Source organism: Variovorax sp. Soil_C_33, assembly GCF_057656935.1.
In genome coordinates this window covers 87,846-106,438 of the sequence record NZ_JBDGJK010000021.1, presented here as the reverse complement: position 1 = coordinate 106,438, position 18,593 = coordinate 87,846, and the positions used below count along the sequence as shown (strand labels likewise).

General features: G+C 68.1%; 20 protein-coding genes. 9 read left to right on the top strand and 11 right to left on the bottom strand.

Annotated elements, in window-relative coordinates; all coding sequences use genetic code 11:
* From AC3A6B_RS26245 to AC3A6B_RS26230, 4 genes are all read right to left on the bottom strand, one after another.
* A partial coding sequence (locus AC3A6B_RS26245) for a HAMP domain-containing protein (RefSeq protein ID WP_487839577.1) occupies positions 1-551 on the bottom strand: 551 nt, incomplete at its 3' end.
* Positions 552-662: 111 nt separating this feature from the next.
* Positions 663-872, bottom strand: coding sequence for a hypothetical protein (locus tag AC3A6B_RS26240; protein ID WP_487839576.1), 210 nt, complete (start codon positions 870-872; stop codon positions 663-665).
* 53 nt (positions 873-925) lie between these two features.
* Positions 926-2,314, bottom strand: coding sequence for a phenylacetate--CoA ligase family protein (locus AC3A6B_RS26235; protein ID WP_487839575.1), 1,389 nt, complete (start codon positions 2,312-2,314; stop codon positions 926-928).
* An 86-nt stretch (positions 2,315-2,400) separates the two neighbouring features.
* Complete coding sequence (locus tag AC3A6B_RS26230; RefSeq protein ID WP_487839574.1) at positions 2,401-3,348, bottom strand: adenylate/guanylate cyclase domain-containing protein; 948 nt, start codon at positions 3,346-3,348, stop codon at positions 2,401-2,403.
* Positions 3,349-3,540: 192 nt separating this feature from the next.
* On the opposite strand from AC3A6B_RS26230, the gene AC3A6B_RS26225 reads away from it, so the two are divergent.
* Entirely contained in the window at positions 3,541-3,984 is a 444-nt protein-coding gene (locus AC3A6B_RS26225) for a hypothetical protein (protein WP_487839573.1), read from the top strand.
* Between the two features lie 30 nt (positions 3,985-4,014).
* Here the strand turns inward: AC3A6B_RS26225 and AC3A6B_RS26220 are convergent, their stop codons facing one another.
* From AC3A6B_RS26220 to AC3A6B_RS26205, 4 genes are read right to left on the bottom strand one after another with little or no spacing between them, the layout of a single operon-like run.
* Complete coding sequence (locus AC3A6B_RS26220) at positions 4,015-4,947, bottom strand: LD-carboxypeptidase (RefSeq protein ID WP_487839572.1); 933 nt, start codon at positions 4,945-4,947, stop codon at positions 4,015-4,017.
* Entirely contained in the window at positions 4,944-6,020 is a 1,077-nt protein-coding gene (tadA, locus tag AC3A6B_RS26215; RefSeq protein ID WP_487839571.1) for a tRNA adenosine(34) deaminase TadA, read from the bottom strand. Before tadA ends, AC3A6B_RS26220 begins: the two co-directional genes overlap by 4 nt.
* The gene (locus tag AC3A6B_RS26210) at positions 6,010-6,204 is read right to left on the bottom strand and encodes a hypothetical protein (protein ID WP_487839570.1); all 195 of its coding nucleotides are present in this window, start codon (positions 6,202-6,204) and stop codon (positions 6,010-6,012) included. Before AC3A6B_RS26210 ends, tadA begins: the two co-directional genes overlap by 11 nt.
* The gene (locus tag AC3A6B_RS26205) at positions 6,201-6,839 is read right to left on the bottom strand and encodes an FMN-binding negative transcriptional regulator (protein ID WP_487839569.1); all 639 of its coding nucleotides are present in this window, start codon (positions 6,837-6,839) and stop codon (positions 6,201-6,203) included. The genes AC3A6B_RS26210 and AC3A6B_RS26205 overlap by 4 nt, the downstream gene beginning before the upstream one ends.
* 214 nt (positions 6,840-7,053) lie before the next feature.
* Here AC3A6B_RS26205 and AC3A6B_RS26200 point away from each other — a divergent pair, with 214 nt between their 5' ends.
* Positions 7,054-9,324, top strand: coding sequence for a glycoside hydrolase family 3 N-terminal domain-containing protein (locus AC3A6B_RS26200; RefSeq protein WP_487839568.1), 2,271 nt, complete (start codon positions 7,054-7,056; stop codon positions 9,322-9,324).
* Positions 9,325-9,367: 43 nt separating this feature from the next.
* Positions 9,368-10,420 (top strand): DUF72 domain-containing protein, encoded by a 1,053-nt coding sequence (locus AC3A6B_RS26195; protein WP_487839567.1) that lies wholly within the window; start codon positions 9,368-9,370, stop codon positions 10,418-10,420.
* On the opposite strand, the gene AC3A6B_RS26190 is transcribed toward AC3A6B_RS26195, so the two are convergent.
* Positions 10,391-10,975, bottom strand: a complete 585-nt coding sequence (locus AC3A6B_RS26190) for a TetR/AcrR family transcriptional regulator (RefSeq protein ID WP_487839566.1) — start codon at positions 10,973-10,975, stop codon at positions 10,391-10,393. The two genes, AC3A6B_RS26195 and AC3A6B_RS26190, sit on opposite strands and share 30 nt — an antisense overlap.
* A 110-nt stretch (positions 10,976-11,085) precedes the next feature.
* Here AC3A6B_RS26190 and AC3A6B_RS26185 point away from each other — a divergent pair, with 110 nt between their 5' ends.
* The 5 genes from AC3A6B_RS26185 to AC3A6B_RS26165 all read left to right on the top strand — a co-directional run bounded on the left by AC3A6B_RS26185 (position 11,086) and on the right by AC3A6B_RS26165 (position 15,300).
* The gene (locus tag AC3A6B_RS26185) at positions 11,086-12,108 is read left to right on the top strand and encodes an NAD(P)-dependent oxidoreductase (protein WP_487839565.1); all 1,023 of its coding nucleotides are present in this window, start codon (positions 11,086-11,088) and stop codon (positions 12,106-12,108) included.
* Positions 12,105-13,109, top strand: a complete 1,005-nt coding sequence (locus AC3A6B_RS26180) for an NAD(P)-dependent oxidoreductase (protein WP_487839564.1) — start codon at positions 12,105-12,107, stop codon at positions 13,107-13,109. Before AC3A6B_RS26185 ends, AC3A6B_RS26180 begins: the two co-directional genes overlap by 4 nt.
* A 32-nt stretch (positions 13,110-13,141) precedes the next feature.
* The gene (locus tag AC3A6B_RS26175) at positions 13,142-14,248 is read left to right on the top strand and encodes an alpha/beta fold hydrolase (RefSeq protein WP_487839563.1); all 1,107 of its coding nucleotides are present in this window, start codon (positions 13,142-13,144) and stop codon (positions 14,246-14,248) included.
* 66 nt (positions 14,249-14,314) lie between these two features.
* Positions 14,315-14,794, top strand: coding sequence for a tetratricopeptide repeat protein (locus AC3A6B_RS26170; protein WP_487839562.1), 480 nt, complete (start codon positions 14,315-14,317; stop codon positions 14,792-14,794).
* 29 nt (positions 14,795-14,823) lie between these two features.
* On the top strand, positions 14,824-15,300 hold the full coding sequence (locus AC3A6B_RS26165) for a tetratricopeptide repeat protein (protein WP_487839561.1): 477 nt from the start codon (positions 14,824-14,826) through the stop codon (positions 15,298-15,300).
* Positions 15,301-15,436: 136 nt separating this feature from the next.
* Here the strand turns inward: AC3A6B_RS26165 and AC3A6B_RS26160 are convergent, their stop codons facing one another.
* Both AC3A6B_RS26160 and AC3A6B_RS26155 read right to left on the bottom strand, forming a co-directional pair.
* Positions 15,437-15,982 carry a 2'-5' RNA ligase family protein gene (locus AC3A6B_RS26160; RefSeq protein WP_487839560.1) on the bottom strand — a complete coding sequence of 182 codons (546 nt, stop codon included), beginning with the start codon at positions 15,980-15,982 and terminating at the stop codon, positions 15,437-15,439.
* A 26-nt stretch (positions 15,983-16,008) separates the two neighbouring features.
* Complete coding sequence (locus tag AC3A6B_RS26155) at positions 16,009-17,352, bottom strand: MFS transporter (RefSeq protein WP_487839559.1); 1,344 nt, start codon at positions 17,350-17,352, stop codon at positions 16,009-16,011.
* A gap of 172 nt (positions 17,353-17,524) precedes the next feature.
* Between AC3A6B_RS26155 and cyoA the strand changes: the two genes are divergently transcribed.
* Positions 17,525-18,583, top strand: a complete 1,059-nt coding sequence (cyoA, locus tag AC3A6B_RS26150) for a ubiquinol oxidase subunit II (protein ID WP_487839558.1) — start codon at positions 17,525-17,527, stop codon at positions 18,581-18,583.
* The last annotated feature ends 10 nt before the right edge of the window (positions 18,584-18,593 follow it).

Below are 18,593 nucleotides of genomic sequence, written 5' to 3'. Positions count from 1 at the left end.
TGGCGCGCGTTGTCGGCGTTCTGCTTCACGGTGCTGGTGAGTTCTTCCATCGAGGCCGCGGTCTGCTCCAGCGAGCTCGCCTGCTCCTCGGTACGTGAAGACAGGTCCTGGTTGCCGGCAGCGATTTGCCTGGATGCCACCACGATCGAATCGGTCGATGCCTTGATGCGCGTCACCACGTCGGTCAGGGTGTCCTCCATCTCGCCCATGCCGCGCAGCAGGCGTCCGAAATCGCCGCCGCGCTCGGTTTCGAATTCTTTGCTGAGGTCGCCCGAGGCCACGGTCTCCGCGATGAAGATCGCTTCGCCCAGCGGTTGCAGGATGCTGCGCGCGAGCCAGACGGTGCAGCCGATGCCCGCCAGCAGCGCGACGAGGCCGAGGCCCAGCATGAGGTTCTGCGTCGAATCGATACGCCGCGCGAGCTCCGGAGTGATGGAACTGCCAGCGATGTCATGGAGGCGCGCGATGCCGATCGCGACCGCTGTCGCCATCAACAGCAGCACGATCCCGAACCCCATACCCAGTTGGGCACTGATCTTCCAATTGCGCATGTGCTTTCCCGTCACGGCCGCCAATCTGGGCCGGGTTGTCAGGCATATCGGCAGCGCGAAGCCGAAATTTGAGGGCCCAGAACTAGGTGCAAACCCGAGGTCTGGGGCGCCTTACGCGTCCAGCGGCACACCGCCGCCGAAACGGGCCGTCCATTGATCCCACAGTTCCTGGTTGACGCTGGCGAACGGCCACTGCCATGCGGCCAGCATCTGGAGCTGGAAGTTCTGAGCCTGCATCAGGCCCTCGATGAAGGCGGCCTGCCAATCGAGGACAGGCTGCAAGTTGCCATAAGGAATGGGAAATGGGCTCGCGATGGTCATGCCGGTCTCCATGTTGATGCGTCGGCCAAGCCTAGTGGATGCCGCCCGGTGCTTCAAGCAGGCGCGGCAAGCACCCGCTGCACCTTGCCGCTGCGGCCGCGACGCCCTGTCTCGCCGCTTCGGCAGTGGATGTGCACGCCGGCCGCGCCCTGCTGGATCAGAAAGGCCGAGAGCGCCGCCCGGGCGCGCCGCAAGCTCGTATCCGCGGCCTTGCCGTGCAAGCCCGTGCGCAGCAGCAGATCGCAAGGCCCCTGCTGCTCGAGCTGGAAGTCGAACAGGCCCGCATCGTCTTCCAGCACCGTGCTCACCGCGAGCGGCAGGATGCGCACCATCCGTGCACCGGGGCGGCCCAGCCGCAGCGTGTCGTCGTTGCGGCCCTGCACCTCGATCACCGGATGATGGGAGCCGCAGGCGCAGGCCGAGGCGCGTTGCGTGACGCGGTCGCCCAGGTCATAGCGGATCAGCGGCTGCACATGGTTCGCGAGGTTGGTCAGCAAGGTGGTCGCGCCGGCCTCGCCGGCGGGCACCTGGCGGCCGCCTTCGTCGACCGATTCGAGGATCGCCCAATCGCAGTTCAGATGCAGCCTGCCGCAACGGCATTCGGCGGCGAGCGTCAGAAACTCGGAGGCGCCGTAGCTATCGGCCACCCGGCAACCCAGGGCCTGTTGCAGGAAGTCGCGTGTCGCCGTCGAGAGGTCTTCGCCGCCGGTCCACAGCTCGCGCGGCGCTGTCTCGAGCCGTCCGGCGAGGCGCTCCTCCGCCAGCAGCACGGCCACGCTGGGATAGGTGGCGATGACCGTGGGCGCCAGCGCATTCAGTTCTGCCACCAGCCCGCCGGCGGGCTGCAGGAACGAGATGCTGTGGAGGCTGCCGGCCAGCGCGGGATTCAGTCGCCGCAACCGCTCGACCGACACCGTGCTGGCGAAGTGGCCGCAGGTCGCTCCGACGAAGGCGACACGCTCGCCGACGGACCACGGGTCCATCATCCGCTGAAGCGGCCGCAGCGCGGGCCGCCGCCAGAACTCGAGCGCGTCGTACACCGCCATCGCCCGAGGGTCCTGCACGAAGACGCCCGGCTCGCCGCTGCTGCCCGAGCTTTCCCACACCACGTAGCGGCCGAGGAAGGGGTCGGCGATGCGAGCTCGGTCGGAAGCGAAGCGGCGCAGCGCATCGAGCCGCAGCGCGGGATCGGTGACCCAGTCATCGAACCGGCGCATCAATTCGGTCTTGTGCCCGATCGGCAGCTCTTCGAGGCGCAGGCGCGCCGGGTCGCGGCCTGCAAGCAGCTTGCGGTACAGGACCGATCCGCGCGCCGCGGACCTCAGAAGATCGGCCAGGCGCCGCGCCCGCCGGCCGGCCAGCGCTTCTGCACCCGCATGCGAGGCCACGGCCACGTCGGCGGCGACGAGGCTCGTGAGCCAGGGATCGAAGGGCGGCAGCATGGCATGGCGCGAGAGTGGCCGCCATGGTGGACGCACTCGCCCGCAATGCCAAGAAGATTCGCGCGCGGCGCGAGGTCGGCAGGGGCTTAGCGGAGATCGCGGCGGGCCAGCAGCACGTTGGCGCCGGTCGTATTGAACGAGATGGTCGGTGCGCTGAAATCGCTCAAGGGTGCACCCAGCCCGATCTCGCCGCTGCCGTGCAGCACGCATTCGTCGCGCCGCAGCGCGATCTCGCCGCTCGCGCCGGCGGTGCCGTGAAAGCGGACCCAGGTGCCGTAGGTGCTGACGTCGACCAGCACGCAACTGCCCTTGCGCGCCTCGATGCGCGCATGCAACCGCGAGACGCGCGGGTCGTTGACCACGAACTGGGCCTCGTCGACACGCCCCAGATGGATGGGCAGCTCCGCGGCGCGGAACATCGAGCGCACGTCCAGCCAGGCGAGTTCGATCTGCCCGAAGGAGGAGTCGGCGCCGCGCGCCGGCGGCACCAGGGAGGCCGGCATCGTGAGGAACTCCGAGACCTCGTCCTGCCAGTCGATGCGGTGGACGACCGGCATTTCGTTCTTGCCGCGGATATTGATCGGGCCGAGGCTGCGGTGGCGTACTTCGCCGCCCACCAGTTCGTCGACGACCGATTCCGTGGCCCAGATCTGGCTCGGGCCGGCCAGGTCGCTGAGCCGGGAAGCCAGATTGACCGCGTCGCCGTAGCAGTCGCCGTCGACCTCGACGACCTCGCCGCTCGCTACGCCGATCTGAAGCTCCATCCGGAGCGGTGCGGGCCAGGTCTGAAGCCGCTTCTGGTGATTGCGCTGGAGTTCCAGCACGGCCCGGGTGGCCGTCGCGCCGTTGGCGAATATCGCAAAGACGCCATCGCCCAGCGATTTCACGACGCGGCCACCGTGCGACTCGCAAACACCGCCGATCCACTGAATCAGTCTTGTGACAGTGTCGGTTGCACGCGCATTCCCCATGGCCTCGAAGACCCGGGTGCTCCCTGTCAGGTCAGCAAAAACGACAGTGGGGTGGGCGCTCATTTGTGCAATTTTTGGTAGCTCTCGCCGAGGGATTATGGCAAAGCATCAGAAAAACGCCCCGCCAGCGTGTCAAATCGGCTGGGATGCGGTTGCGCATGTTGCTTTTTCATTTCGATACAGGCGCTTGACGCTCATTTCATGTGTCACGTAGAACTTAGGTATCAATTCCTCGACCAACGCTTGAACTGATTCGTGAAGTATGTTGTTTTTGAACATGAAATGATGTTTCCACGCTTGTGTGGCGCGCTGCACCGCCTTAACGTTGCAACCCTCAAGGCTTCCGGCAAAACGCCTTCGTCTTTCATGGTGTCCTTCAGCAGTTTCTTCCGCTTTCTGTCGTTCCCCGGCCTCGGCTTGCGCCGCTCGGCGGACCGTCAGATGGGCCAGATCCGTACTGCGATGCTGTCGCTGCTGCAAGTCCACGGCGGCCATTCCGTTCAGCGCGTTGCGCAGCGGGTTCGCTTTGCCGGCGATCTCGAGGCGCTCTGGTACCTGCGCCAGGATGTGCTGACCGCGCTGAGCGCGATCGATGGCGAAGTCGCCGCACGCCGCCAGATGAGACAGATCAACCGCCTCTTCAAGGGCGGCCTGCCCGGCGCGATGGGGCCCAGACCGCATCACCGCATCACCACCTGAAAGGCTGCTGCATCGCAGCCTTTTTCTTTGTCAGTGCGCGTGCCGGTGTCCCCACACCATGAAGACATCCCGCGCGTCTGCCGCCAGTTCCACCTTCGCCCCCACGGGCAACAGCACCTTCGTCGGCACGTGACCGAAGGGCAGGCCCGCCAGCACCGGCACCTTGACCAGTTCGCGCAACCGTGAAACGACGGTCTGCATGCCGAAGCCGCGATCATGCGGCACCTTCTTGGCGCCCGTGAACTGTCCGAAGATCACCGCCTTCTGACGGGCCAACACGCCTGCGTGGCGCAACTGGTCGAGCATGCGTTCGACGCGGTAGGGATGCTCGTTCACGTCTTCGAAAAAGAGCACCCCCTTGTCGATCTGGGGAAAGTACGGCGTGCCCAGCAGGCTGGTGAGCACACAGAGATTGCCGCCCCACAGCGTGGCGCCGTGAATGCTGCGAAAGTCCGGCATTGCCGCGGCATGCCGGGCCGGCATGCGCCAGCCTGTTCCTTCGCCCTGCCCACTCAGAAGATCGTCGAAGCAGGCTTCCATGATGTCGTCGGCACCGTCCTCGGCGCCGAAGTCTTCGCCGAGCGCGGGTCCGGCCCAGCTCACCGCCCCGGTCTTCACCAGGAGCGCGCACTGCAGGGCCGTGAAATCGCTGAGTCCCACGAATTCGGTGCCCTGCTCGATCGCCTTGGTCACCGCCTTGTAGGGAATGGCATCGAGGATGCGCGTGAGCCCATAGCCGCCGCGCGAGATCAGCGCGACGTCGGCGCGGCTGGCGGCGGCGCGCGCGATGGCGGCCAGGCGGGTGGCGTCGTCGCCGGCGAAGCGCTGGTGGCTGTCGAGTGCGGCCTCGTCCAGTTCGACTTCATGGCCCAGCGCCTGCAGGCGCTTCACGCCGCGCCGGAATGCGGCCTTGTTGCGCACCGCGCTGGAGGGTGAGTAGATGTAGATGTGTTTCTTTTTCACGGGGCGGAGTATCCCATTGCGTCTCTTGCCAATTGGGCCGCCTGTGCGGCGTCGGGGCCCGAGATGCCCTGCGGGACCGGTCCCAGGGCGCGCAATGCGGCTTCGTATCCGCGATCCGGAAATGGCGCCCGCCATGCATCGGCCACGGACCCGCCGGCGTCGGGTGCCAGCAGCGTCAAGGGAACGCGCGCGGGCATGGCATTGCGCAGCAACGACGCGAGTTCGGAAGCGCCGGCACTGTGCACCAGGACCAGCGGGCCGGGCTGCAAGCGCTCCAGCCATTCGAGCAGTACGTCGCGATGCCAGCTCAGCAGGTGCACCGCCTCCCGCTTGGGCTTGTCGCTCTGGCCGAAGCCGATCAGGTCGGGTGCCAGCACGCGCAGCGCTCGCAGGGCCGCGAGGTGGCGGAAGAAGTAGCTCCATTCGCCCGGACCGTGCAGGCAGAGGCAGGTGCAAGCGGCGGCGCTCGGTCCTTCGTCGAGATAGTGCATGCGCCAGCCGTTCAGGCTCGGCAGATCGCTCACGTAGTTCGGCGCGAAATCGTAGTCGGCGAGCGCGCCGAACCGATCGGCGGGCGTGCGCAAGGCATCGTCGCGCAGGGGTTCGGCCGCTTCGCGCGCCGCGCTGCGGCGGCCCTTGAAGAAATCCTGCAGCAGATCGCCGCATTCCGCTGCAAGCACGCCGCCCTGTACCTGCGTGTGGTGGTTGAGCTGGCCTTGAGCGAACAGGTCGAGCACCGATCCCGCCGCACCGGTCTTCGGATCGGCCGCGCCGAACACGACACGGGCCAGCCGCGCATGCAGCATCGCGCCGGCGCACATGGCGCAGGGTTCGAGCGTCACGTAGAGCTCGCAGCCGTCGAGGCGGTAGTTGCGAAGCGCCGCACCGCCTGCGCGCAACGCATTCATTTCGGCATGCGCACTCGGGTCATGCCGCGCGACCGGCGCGTTGCGTCCGCTGGCGACGAGCCGGCCGTCCTTCACGAGCACCGCGCCCACCGGCACCTCGCCGGCCTCGGCCGCCAGCCGCGCTTCGGCCAGCGCGAGCTGCATCCAGTGCGCGTCAGTTGTCATCGGTCAGGGGGCGCGGCTGCTGCATCGCGGCGTCCAGCGATTGCTTGAACTGCTGCTGGATCTGCTGGCTTTGCGCGCTTGGGTCTGCTGCCGCTGCACTCGCGACGCCGCCCGTCTGCTTCCTGACCAGCAACCCGACGATGACGAGCACGAGAACGAGGCCGATCAGACCGAGGACCCTCATTTCAATTGCTCCATTGCGTCGGTCATGCCGAGCCGCTGCATCCACGCGGCCAGCGCCTGTTCGTCGGGCGTACCCTCGCTGTAGCGCGCGTACATGGCGGCATGCGATTCGCGGCGGTGCTGGTTGAGCTTGAGCTTGCACTGCAACGCTGTCACCTGCAGTTCGAAGCCGACGATGCCGTTCAGCATCTTGTGCTGGAACTCCTCGCCCAGATCGCGCCACTGCTGGGCGTAGGCCGGCTCGTGCTGGCCGATCAGGCGCTTGAGCAGCGCGTCCTTCTCGTCCGGCGTCTCGATCAGCCGGGCCTGCACCGTGCAGTGCACCGCCAGGTAGTTCCAGGTCGGAACGCGCGCGAGATCGGGGTACACCGATGGCGACATATAGGCATGCGGCCCGAGGAAGCTCGCCAGCGCCTGCGGCCGCGCCTGCAGGTAGCGCCAGTGCGGATTGGGCTTGGCGCAATGGCCGAAGAGAGCGAAGCCGCCCTCCTCGCGCTCGTCGAGCACCAGCGGCAGGTGCGAGACGTAGGGCAGCCCGTCGTCGTCGGTCGAGATCAGGCTGGCGAAAGAATGCTCGCGCATCAGCGTCGCGGCGATGGCGCGGTCTTGCGAGTTGAACTGGGGTGGCAGGTACATGAGGCGGCCCTGGTCGAGGATCGCCCGATTGTCCCCGAGTTGTCAGCGTGGCCTGCGGGTCTGCGGTCCATTGCGCGTAAAAGTCATAGGGGCGGTCGGCAATGCCCGGCGAAGCCGGCGGACGGCGGCGAATACGTTGATCGACGCAGGGACAGCGCCGTCGCGAGAGCCCGACGATTTGGCGAGCCATTCGGCGCACGCCAAAATGCGGGCGATGGTCTGCAGATTCCCCCGCCTCGTCTTCGCCCTCCTCTTCCTTCTCGCCTGCATCGCCGGTTGCGCCACGGGCCCCACGCCCGACGCGCTGAGCCCGATGTCGATTGCGCGCGTCGAGTCCCTCATCGTGCGCATGACGGTGGAGGAAAAGGTCGGCCAGCTGAGCCTCTACGCGCCCGCGGGCACCGACATCGTGGCCAATCCGCAGGCCGCGCGCCAGAGCCTGGAGCAGCAGCTGGCCGACATCCGCGCCGGCCGCGTGACCGGCCTCTTCAACAACGCGGGCCTCGAAGGCAAGCGCCGCGCCCAGCAGGCGGCGGTCAACGAGTCGCGCCTGGGCATTCCGCTCCTCTTCGGCGCCGACATCATCCACGGCTTCCGCACCGTGTTCCCGGTGCCGCTCGCCGAAGCCGCCAGCTGGGAGCCCGCCCTGGCGGAGCGCACGGCACATGCAGCCGCGGTCGAAGCCACGGCCGACGGCTTCCGCTGGACCTTCGCGCCGATGGTCGACATCGCGCGTGATGCGCGCTGGGGCCGCGGCGTCGAGGGCGCCGGCGAAGACGTCTACCTGGGCCGCCAGTTCGCGGCCGCGCGCGTGCGCGGCTTCCAGGGCAAGGACCTCGGGCGCGCCGACGCGATGCTCGCCACGCCCAAGCATTTCGCCGGCTACGGCGCGGCCGAGGGTGGGCTCGACTACAACACGGTCGATCTCTCGGAGCGCACGCTGCGCGAGGTCTACCTGCCGCCCTTTCGCTCGGCCATCGATGCCGGCGCGCTGTCGATCATGAGCGCCTTCAACGAGATCGGCGGCATTCCCTCGAACGCCAACCGCAACCTGCTGACCGGTGTGCTGCGCGGCGAATGGGGCTTCCAGGGATTCGTCGTTTCCGACTACACGGCCGATGAGGAGCTCATCGCGCACGGCTTCGCGGCCGACGGGCGCGAGGCCGCCAAGCGCGCCTTCCTCGCGGGCACCGACGTCAGCATGCAGAGCGGCCTGTACATGAAGTACCTGCCGGGCCTGGTGGCTTCGGGCGAGGTGCCGATGTCGCGCCTCGACGACGCGGTGCGCCGCGTGCTGCGGATCAAGCAGCGGCTGGGCCTGTTCGACCATCCCTTCCGCGGACTCGAAGAGAACCCATCCGGCCCGCGCTTCGACAGCCCTGCGCACCAGGCGCTGGCGCGCGATGCGGCCTCCCGCTCGATCGTGATGCTCAGGAACGACGGCGACGTGCTGCCGCTTTCGAAGTCTGGCCAGCGCGTCGCGCTCATCGGTCCCTTCGCCGGCGCCTCCGACCTCTTCGGGCCCTGGATGGTTTTTCCCGGCCAGACGCCGCCGGTGGGCATCGAGGAGGCGATCCGGAATTCGCTCGCCTCGCCCGAACTGCTCACGGTGGTGCGCGGCTCGGATGTCGATGCGCCGATTGCGGGCGGTATCGACGCCGCAGTCGCTGCGGCGCGCGAGGCGGATGTCGTGGTGCTTTCGATCGGCGAGAACGAGCAGATGTCGGGCGAGGCCCGTTCGCGCAGCGACATCGAGATCCCGCAGGCGCAGCAGGCGCTCGCCGACGCCGTCGCGGCCACCGGCAAGCCGGTGGTCGTGCTGCTGCGCAACGGCCGCGCACTGGCGCTCAAAGGCGCGGTGCGCAATGCGCGCGCGATCCTGGTCACGTGGTTCCTCGGCTCGCAGACCGGGCCGGCCATCGCCGACGTGCTGTTCGGCGGCGTCAATCCCTCGGGCCGGCTACCGGTGAGCTTTCCGCAGACGCCGGGCCAGGTGCCCTACTACTACAGCCACAAGCGCACCGGCCGTCCGCAGCTCGCCGATGCGCCGGCCACGTTCTACAAGGCGCGCTACCTGGACGCGAGCAACGATGCGCTGTTCCCCTTCGGCCATGGCCTCGGCTATGCGCGCGTGCGCTACGAGGGGCTGGAGCTGAGCCCGGGCCGCATGGCCTGGGACGGCACGCTGACCGTGCGCGCGCGCATCGCCAACACTGGCAAGCGCGAGGCCGAGGAAGTGGTCCAGCTCTATATCGGCAACCGCGCCGCCAGCGTCACGCGGCCGGTACGGGAGCTCAAGAGCTTCCGCAAGGTGCGCGTGCCCGCGGGCCAGACGATGTCGGTCGAGTTCACGCTCTCTCGCAGCGACCTGATGTTCATCGGGCAGGATCTGCAGCCGACGGTGGAGCCCGGCAACTTCGACCTCTGGGTCGGGCCCTCGGCGGTCGGTGGGCTGAAGGCCAGCTTCGTGCTGGCGCCCGAATGAGCCTGCGCGCCTGATCGAGAATGCGGGCTCCTCCCGCTGAACGATGCAAGATTCGCTCTTCGACGATTCCAACACACCGGCGTCCGCTTCGCCGGCGCCCGACAAACGTGCGCGCTCGACTGCTGCAGCCAAGGTCCAGCCCGCGCTGGCCGATCCTGCGCAGCAGGCGCTGGCGAAGGCGCTGCCGCCCCAGCTGCGGCTCGGCACCTCCTCCTGGTTCTTCCCCGGCTGGGCCGGACTGATCTGGGACGGCGACTACGAGCAGCCGGTGTTGTCGAAGCACGGGCTCAAGGCCTATGCGCAGCATCCGCTGTTGCGCACCGTTAGCGTGGACCGAAGCTTCTACCGCGCACTCTCGGCCAGCCAGTTCGCCGCTTATGCACAGCAGGTGCCCGAGGACTTCCGCTTCGTCGTCAAGGCACCGAGCGTGGTCGCCGATGCACTGGTGCGCGGCGAGGACGGGCGCGGCATGCAGCCCAATCCGGCTTTCCTCGACCCGGCGTTGGCAGTGCAGGATTTCGTTCAGCCGGCGCTCGACGGCCTGGGGGCGAAAGTCGGCGCGCTCGTGTTCCAGCTGAGCCCGCTGCCGGCGCCGATGCTGGCGCAGATGCCGGACTTGCTGCAGCGCCTGCGCCGCATGCTGCTGGCCCTGCCCGCGTTGCGCCCGGCCGCGCCGGATGGCGTGATCGCGGTCGAGGTTCGCAACCTCGAGTTTCTGACGCCAGCCTTCGCCGAAGTGCTGCGCGAGACCGGCGCCACCTACTGCCTCGGCCTGCACCCCAAGATGCCGCCGATCAGCGAGCAGTTGCCGATGCTGCGCGCGCTATGGCCCGGCCCGCTGGTCTGCCGCTGGAACTTGAATCGGCTGCACGGCGCCTACGGCTACGAGGAAGCCAAGCAGCTCTACGAGCCCTTCGACAAGCTGGTGCACCCGGACCCCGAGACACGCGGGACGCTGGCTCGCGTGATCGCCGCCACCACCGGCGCCGGCCATGCGGCCTACGTGACGATCAACAACAAGGCCGAAGGGTCGGCGCCGCTGTCGGTGCTGGCGTTGGCTCGGATCCTAGGCGGCCAGCCAACCGACGATCAATGAGGCGAGGCTCGCGGCCGCCGCCGCCTCGTCGATGCGCCCGCGGACCATGTCGCGCGCGATCGCGTCGCCGGCACCGATGATGCCGACGCAGCGCAGGCGCAATTCGTCGTCGGGCAGCTTCGAATAAGGCGCGAGTGCGTCGTGGTAGAGGGCGACGTAGCTGTCGATCAGCTCGCGCTGGAAGGCTTCCATTTCCTCGTCCCCCTTGAGCGCGGCCGCGATCGCATGCCATTCGGGACCCACCGAAGTGAAGCAGTTCATGTAGGCGGTGCTGACCACGCGCGCCACTTCTTCCAGCCGCCGCGGCGTTCGTTCGAGCGCCAGCAGCAGGGCCGCGACCTGGCGGTTGTCGATCTGTTCATAGAGCGCGATCAGGAGGCCCGATCGCGTCTTGAAGTGCTCGTAGGCGATCGGCTTGCTCACGCCCGCGCGCTCGGCCAAGTAGCCGAGCGTGAGGGCGTCGGTGCCCTGTTCCCGCACGATGGCGAGCGCGGTCTCGAGCAACTGTTCGCGGCGCTCGGCCTTGGGGAGCTTTCTGGGCGAAGGGTCGTTCATGGGGTGGGCTTGACAGCGTCTTCGGTCTGGATTCTACTTTCGGTAACTTACCAGTAGTAAGTTACTTGATGTAGATCGTATCTTACCAATCCCGGACAGGAGTTCCCACCATGCCAGCGCGTTCAGCAAACCCCGTGCTCATCATCGGCGGCTCGGGCGCCGTCGGCGCCCAGGCCGCGAAGGCCTTGCGCCGCCTGCACCCCGAACTGCCTATCTCCATCGGCGGGCGAAACCTGGCCAAGGCCGAAGCGGTGGCGCGGGAGATCGGCCACGCGGACGCGGTGGCGATCGACCTGTCGCGCGCCGACCTCGGCCAGCCCGCCGGCAAGACCTACAGCGCCATCGCGATGTTCCTGAAGGACGACACGATGCACTCGCTGGACTATGCGCAGGCGAATGGCCTGCCCTACCTCAGCGTCTCCAGCGCCAGCTTCGAGATCGGGCCGGAGGTGGCCTGGTTCATTCGCAAGCCGGAAAGCGCACCGGTCCTCATGGCCAGCAACTGGCTGGCCGGCGCTGCCACCTTTGCGACGCTGAAGTTCACGGCAGAGTTCGAGGCCGTCCAGACGATTGCGATCTCGCTCGTGCTCGACGAGAAGGACATGGGCGGTCCCGCAGCCTACGTGGACTACGAACGCATCACCCGGGCCGCGGCCAGCGCGCAGATCCTGAAGAACGGGCAGTGGATGTGGGCGACCGGCGATGACGCCGCGCGCCGCTTCAAGGACTCGGCAGGCGTCGAACAGCAGGGCCAGGCCTACGCGCCGCTGGACGTGCTGAGCCTGGGCGCCGCCACCGACGCGCATTCGATCCGCCTGGACCTGGCCGTCGGCGAGAGCGCGTCGCGCCGGCGCGGCGAGCCCTTCTCGACCGAGATCATCGTCGAGATGAGCGGCCGGCTGAAGCACAACGGCCAGCCGGGCCGCACGCGCCACGTGCTGGTGCACCCGGGCGGCCAGGCGCCGGTGACGGCCGTGGGCGTGGCGCTGGGCATCGAGCGCCTGCTCGGCCTGGCCGGCGGCGCCGCAGTGCAGCCCGGGCTGTATCTGCCCGACGTGCTGATCGAGCCGGGCTATGCGCTTCGGCGCCTGCAGGAGGCCGGCTTGCAGATCGTCGAGGGAGGTCTGGCATGAAGCCCGTCCTGTTCATCGGCGGCTCCGGCCTGGTGGGCAGCCGGGCCGTGCGCACGCTGCGCCAGCTGCAGCCCGAGTTGCCGATCGCGATCGGGGCGCGCGACCTCGCCAAGGCCGGCGCGCTCGCACGCGAGATCGGCGGCGCCGGCGCCGTGAAGATCGACCTGGGCCGCCAGGACCTGGACCTGCCGGCCGATGCCGGCTACAGCGCCGTGGTCGTGCTGCTGAAGGACGCCGGCCTGCACTCGATGCGCTTTGCCCAGGCCCGCGCCCTACCCTATGTGTCCTTCTCCGACTTCGTGTTCGACATCGGGCCGGAGGTGGCGCTCTACGTGCGCAACCCGGGCAGCGCGCCGATCCTGCTGCTGGGCCAGTACCTGGGCGGCACGGCGGCGCTGGCCGCGCTGCATTTCGCGCGCGAATTCCGCCGCGTCGATTCGATCGCGATCGGGGGCCTGCTCGATGCCGACGACCTCGGCGGGCCGGTCGCGCAGGCCGACATCGAACGCCTGGGCCACGGCACGCCGCGTCCGCTGCTGCGACATGAAGGCCGCTGGCTGTGGCCGAACGAAGCCGAAACGAGTCGGCGCCTTGTCGATGCCGACGGCCTCGCGCACGAGGCGCAGGCCTACCCCCTGCTCGACGTGGTGAGCCTCGCGGCCGCGACCGGCGCGCCGTCGATCCGGGTCGACCTCGCGATCAGGGAGGGCCGGCGGCGCGCGGCGCCCTCGCACGAGGTGATCGTGGAGATCGCGGGGGAAGTGCAGGATGGCCGGCAGGGCGCCATGCGCCATGCGCTGGTCGACGGCGACGTCTACTCGGGCCTCAGCGCGCGCGGCGTCGCCTTGGCCGTCGAGCGCCTGCTGGGCCTGGCCGGCGGCCCGGCGGTCGCGCCGGGGCTCTACCACCCCGAGGAGTTGCTGGATCCGGCCTATGTGGTCGAGCGGCTCCAGGGCTTCGGCACGGAAATCCGGCGCTTGTCCGGCCATCTGGTCGATTGACCTTGGGGGACAAACGTCCTTAACTAAAGGCCGTGCAGAAATCGAGTCATCTATCCGCCGCCGGCCCGCCGCGCCCGCGGCAGGAAATACGCTTCGCGCGCGGCCACGACCAAGTGCAGCTGGCCTACGCGATGTCCGGCAGCGGCCCGCTGCTGATCAAGGCCGCGACCTGGCTGTCGCACCTCGAATACGACTGGGAGAGCCCGGTCTGGCGCCACGTACTGCACGGGCTCTCGGCCAAAGCCACCTTCGTGCGCTACGACGAGCGCGGATGCGGCCTGTCGGACTGGGAGGTCGACGATCTGGGCTTCGACAGCTGGCTGCGCGATCTCGAAACCGTGGTCGATGCGCTGGGCTCCGAAAGGTTCAGCCTGCTCGGCATTTCGCAGGGTGCATCGATCGCCATCGCCTACGCGGCGAAGCATCCGGAGCGCGTCAGCCACATGGTGCTGCATGGCGGCTATGCGCGCGGGCGCCTGGTGCGCAGCAACACGGCCCTGCAGCGCGAAGAAGCCGAGATGATGTGCAAGCTGGCCGAACTGGGCTGGGGCAAGGAGGACGCGTCCTTCCGCCAGTTCTTCACCAGCCAGTTCATTCCGGGCGGCTCGGCCGAGCAGCACCGCTGGTTCAACGAGCTGGAGCGCATCTCCAGCTCGCCCGCCAATGCCGCGCGCTTCATGCGCGAGTTCAACCGCATCGATGTCACGCATCTGCTGGGCGAGGTGCGCTGCCCGACGCTGGTGCTGCACAGCATGCGCGATCTTCGCGTCCCCTTCGCCGAAGGGCGGCTGATCGCGAGCGGGATCCGCGGTGCGCGCTTCGTGCCAATCGACAGCGGCAACCACCTGCTGCTCGACGAGCCCGGCTGGGCGCATTGGTTGGCCGAGGTGCGCAGCTTCCTGCCCGCGGCGGCGCCGGCGCACGGCCCGGTGTTCGATGCGCTCACCGGCCGCGAGCGCCAATTGCTCGAGCTGCTGGCCCAGGGCCGCGACAACGCGCAGATCGCAGCAACGCTGGGCCTGTCTGAAAAGACGGTGCGCAACCACCTGACCAGCGTGTTCGCCAAGCTGGAGGTCGACAACCGCGGCCGCGCGATCGTGCTGGCGCGCGACTCGGGCTTCGGCAAGCTGACCGCCTGATGCGCCGCCCCGGCGATGGCGCAAATCTTCAAGACGAGGCCGGCGCCGCTGCCTATTCTCGGCAGCATGAAAAAGACGACCTTCCGCCTCGCCGCCGGCGCTCTTCTCTCCGCACTCGCGCTGCACCAGGGCGTGCACGCCGTGGATTCGGCATCCCTGCCGGCCTCGGTCCGCCTCGCGAACGCGAGGGCGCTGATCGAAGCCAAGGACTGGAAAGGCGCCATCGCGGAACTGCAGGGCGTGGACGCCCCGAACAACGCCGACTGGAACAACCTGATGGGCTTCAGCCTGCGCAAGGCCAGGACGCCCGACTATGCGGCGGCCGAACGCTTCTACGACACCGCGCTGCGCATCGAGCCCAGCCACCGCGGGGCGCTCTCGTATTCGGGCGAGCTCTACCTGGTGCTGGACAATCTGCCCAAGGCACAACAGCGGCTGACGACGCTGAAGCTGGTCTGCAACAACGCCTGCTTCGAACAGGAGCGGCTCAGCCAGGCCATCGAGCGCTACAAGGCGGCCGGCAACAAGTACATCCCCGAGCCCTGAGATCCGCCGCGGCGCTGCAAAATGGCGCCATGAAGCAGCTGCATCGATTCGCCGCCGCCGCCCTGCTCGCCACCCTCTCGCTGCAGCCGGCGCTCGCGGCCGATACCGATTCGACGCCGCCCGCGCTCCGGCTGGCGGCCGCCAGGGCGCAGATCACGGCCAAGAACTGGCCGGCAGCCATCGCCGAACTCAAGCGCCTGAACGATACGGGCAGCGCCGACTGGAACAACCTGATGGGCTACAGCCTGCGCAAGAACAAGTCCGCGCCGGACCTGGAAGGCGCGCAGCGCTTCTACGACGCCGCCCTGCGCATCGACCCCAACCACCGCGGCGCCCTCGAATACTCGGGCGAGCTCTACCTCGTGAAGGGCGATCTGCCGAAGGCGGAGGAGCGCCATGCGCGACTGGTGAAGCTGTGCACAGTCCCTTGCGAGGAGCTCGACGACCTCAGCAAGGCGATCGAGAAGTACAAGGCCGCGGGCGGCAAGTACCTTCCGAAGGAATAGCCGCTCTCAGGCCGGCCTGCCTCTGCCGATGCCCGTGTCGGTGATGTATCCGCATCCCAGGCAGCTGTCGCCGCGCGTGCGGGTCTTTCGTGGACCGGGTGGCGGACCAGATGCAGCGCGGCGGCTGACCAGGCGCTCAGCCGCGCAAAGGCAGGCGCGCCAGCACCTCGTGGCGGCTCTGGCCGATCAGGCTGCGCACGAGGACGAATTCGCGCGCAGTCCAGGCGATGGGCTCGATCGGGCGCGCGTCGACGTGGCGGTCGTCGTAGAGCAGCGTCAGGTGCGGCGTGTAGTGCCCGCCGCCGTGGTCCGCTAGCGCGTCGACCAGGGCGTGCTGCAGCGTCCTCACGGTCACTAGGCCGTCTTCGCCCAGCAGCACCAGCGGCATCTTGCTCGCCTTGCGCGAGAAGCTGCCGACGCGGTCGAAGCCGAGCTTGAAGGGCGGCATGGCGGCGACGGCCTGGGCGACCCTGACCGACGCCTCGGCGATTTCCCGCGGGAAGTACGGAAAGTTGCCCACGAGGTGCAGCGTCACATGGAAGCGCTTCGCGCCCAGCGGCTTGCCCTTGAGCCCGAAATCGACCTGCAGGTCGCGCGCCAGCTTCTCGATGCGCGCGATCGCGGCCGCGTCGGGAAGCAGCGCAAAGAACAGCCGGTCGGTCGACGGTGGCCCGGTTGCCACGCCGTCCAACGATGGCTACGCGGGCATTACGGCTGGTCGCGGGCCTCGAGCGCGCGGTTGATCCCCAGCGCCGCCAACGTGCACGCCGCGCCCGAGAGCAGATAGACGCTGACGTAGGCGAGCCCGAAGTGCGCCGACAGGCCCAGCGCCACCAGTGGGGCGAACGCGGCGCCGATGAGCCAGGCCAGGTCCGAGGTGAGCGCAGCGCCGGTGTAGCGGTACTTGGAGATGAAATTGGAGGTCACGGTGCCCGAGGCCTGGCCGTAGGACAGGCCCAACAGCACGAAGCCGACCAGGATGAAGATGTCCTGGCCTACGGTGCCGCCGTCGAGCAGGATCGGCGCGAAGCCGCTGAAAACCGCGATCAGGATCGCCAGCACGCCCAGCGTCTGGCGCCGGCCGAAGCGGTCGGCGATCCAGCCCGATGCGACGATGCCGCCGGCCGCGAGGAATGCGCCGACGATCTGGATGCCGAGGAATTCGGTGATGGACTGCTCCGAATAGAGCCGGATCCACGACAGCGGGAACACGGTGATCAGGTGGAACAGCGCATAGCTGGCCAGCGCGGCGAAGGCGCCGATCAGCAGGTTGGAGCCTTGGTTGCGCACGAGCTCGACCACGTCGGTGGGTTCCAGCTCCTGCTCGTCGAGCAGCACCTCGTACTCGTGCGTGACTACCAGCCGAAGCCGTGCGAACAGCGCCACGACGTTGATCGCGAACGCAACAAAGAAGGCGTAGCGCCATCCCCAGGCAAGGAAGTCGGCCTGCGAAAGGCTGGCATAGAGGAACGCGAACAGGCCGCTGGCGATGATGAAGCCGACCGGCGCGCCGAGCTGGCCCAGCATCGAATACCAGCCGCGGCGATTCGGGGGGGCGTTGAGCGCCAGCAGCGAAGGCAGGCCGTCCCAGGACCCGCCCAGCGCCAGCCCTTGGCCGATGCGGAAAATCGAGAGCAGCACGATGGCCGCGAAACCCGCTGTCTCATAGCCGGGCAGGAACGCGATGCCGACGGTGGAGGTGCCCAGCAGGAACAGCGCCATGGTCAGCTTGGTGCCGCGCCCCCACCGGCGCTGCACCGCCATCGAGATCACGGTGCCGAAGGGCCGCGCGATAAAGGCGAAGGAAAAGATCACGAAGGCGTAAAGTGTTCCCTCCAGCAGGTCCTCGAACGGAAAGAACAGGGCCGGGAACACCAGCACCGACGCGATGCCATAGACGAAGAAGTCGAAGTATTCGGATGCGCGCCCGATGACCACGCCGACCGCGATTTCGCCCGGCGCGACCTTCGAATGGTCGGCAGTGATAAGGCGGGCATCCCTCTCGAGGGTTTCAGACGAGGGTTCGGAAGGGGCGTGGCTGATGCTGGACATCGTGCGTGCTTCGGGTTCAGGGGGCTTGCAAGGTCGCTCAGGGTCGCATCAGATGCGGTTTTACGCCATAGGACAAAACGTCCAATCGCCAAACAGGGTCGATGGACGTACATTTTGCGCTCATCCGCAATCCGCGTTTTCCCGCGGCCTACGTTTTTTCCTCGCTCCAGGCATGCCATTCCTCAAGACCCTTCGCGGACCGGCCCTCCTCGTGCTCGCTGCCCTGCTGGCGGGCTGCAACATGGTGGTGCTCAACCCGTCCGGCGACGTGGCCGCCCAGCAGGGCCGGCTGATCGTGGTGTCCACGATGCTGATGCTGCTGATCATCGTGCCGGTCATCGCCCTGACCTTCTTCTTCGCCTGGAAGTACCGCGAGTCCAACACCGAGGCGACCTACAAGCCGGACTGGGACCATTCGACGCAGCTCGAACTGGTGATCTGGGCCGCCCCGCTCCTGATCATCATCGCGCTCGGTGCGCTGACCTGGATCAGCACGCACACGCTCGATCCCTACCGGCCGCTCGACCGCATCGATTCGCGGCGCCCGGTGCCCGACAACGCGAAGCCGCTGGTGGTGGAGGTGGTGGCGCTGGACTGGAAATGGCTGTTCCTGTATCCGGAGCAAGGCATTGCCACGGTCAACGAGGTCGCGGCGCCGGTGGACATGCCGATCCAGTTCCGGATCACGGCCTCCTCGGTGATGAACTCCTTCTACATCCCCGCGCTCGCCGGCCAGATCTATGCCATGCCCGGCATGGAAACCAAGCTGCACGCGGTGATGAACAAGGCCGGCACCTACGAAGGCATCTCCGCCAACTACAGCGGCGCCGGCTTCTCCGGCATGCGCTTCAAGTTCCACGGCATGAGCCAGGCCGACTTCGATCGCTGGGTGCAGAAGAACAAGGCCGAAGGCCAGGCGCTCAGCCGCGAGGGCTACATGCAGCTCGAACGCCCGAGCGAGCGCGAGCCGGTGCGCCGCTATGCCAGCGTGGCGCCGGGCCTGTACGACGCCATCGTCAACCGCTGCGTGGAGCCCGGCAAGATGTGCATGAAGCACATGATGGCGGTCGACGCCAACGGCGGCGCGGGCCGCGGCGGCCTCTCGCCGCTGGCGATGACCACCGTGCCGCGCGGCGATCTGGGCCTCCCGATGCGTACCCTCGCCGCCGAGATCTGCACCATCGACAACCCGACCGGGGCGCCGCTCGCCGTCCGGACGACGATCCAGTAAGCCCTTCATC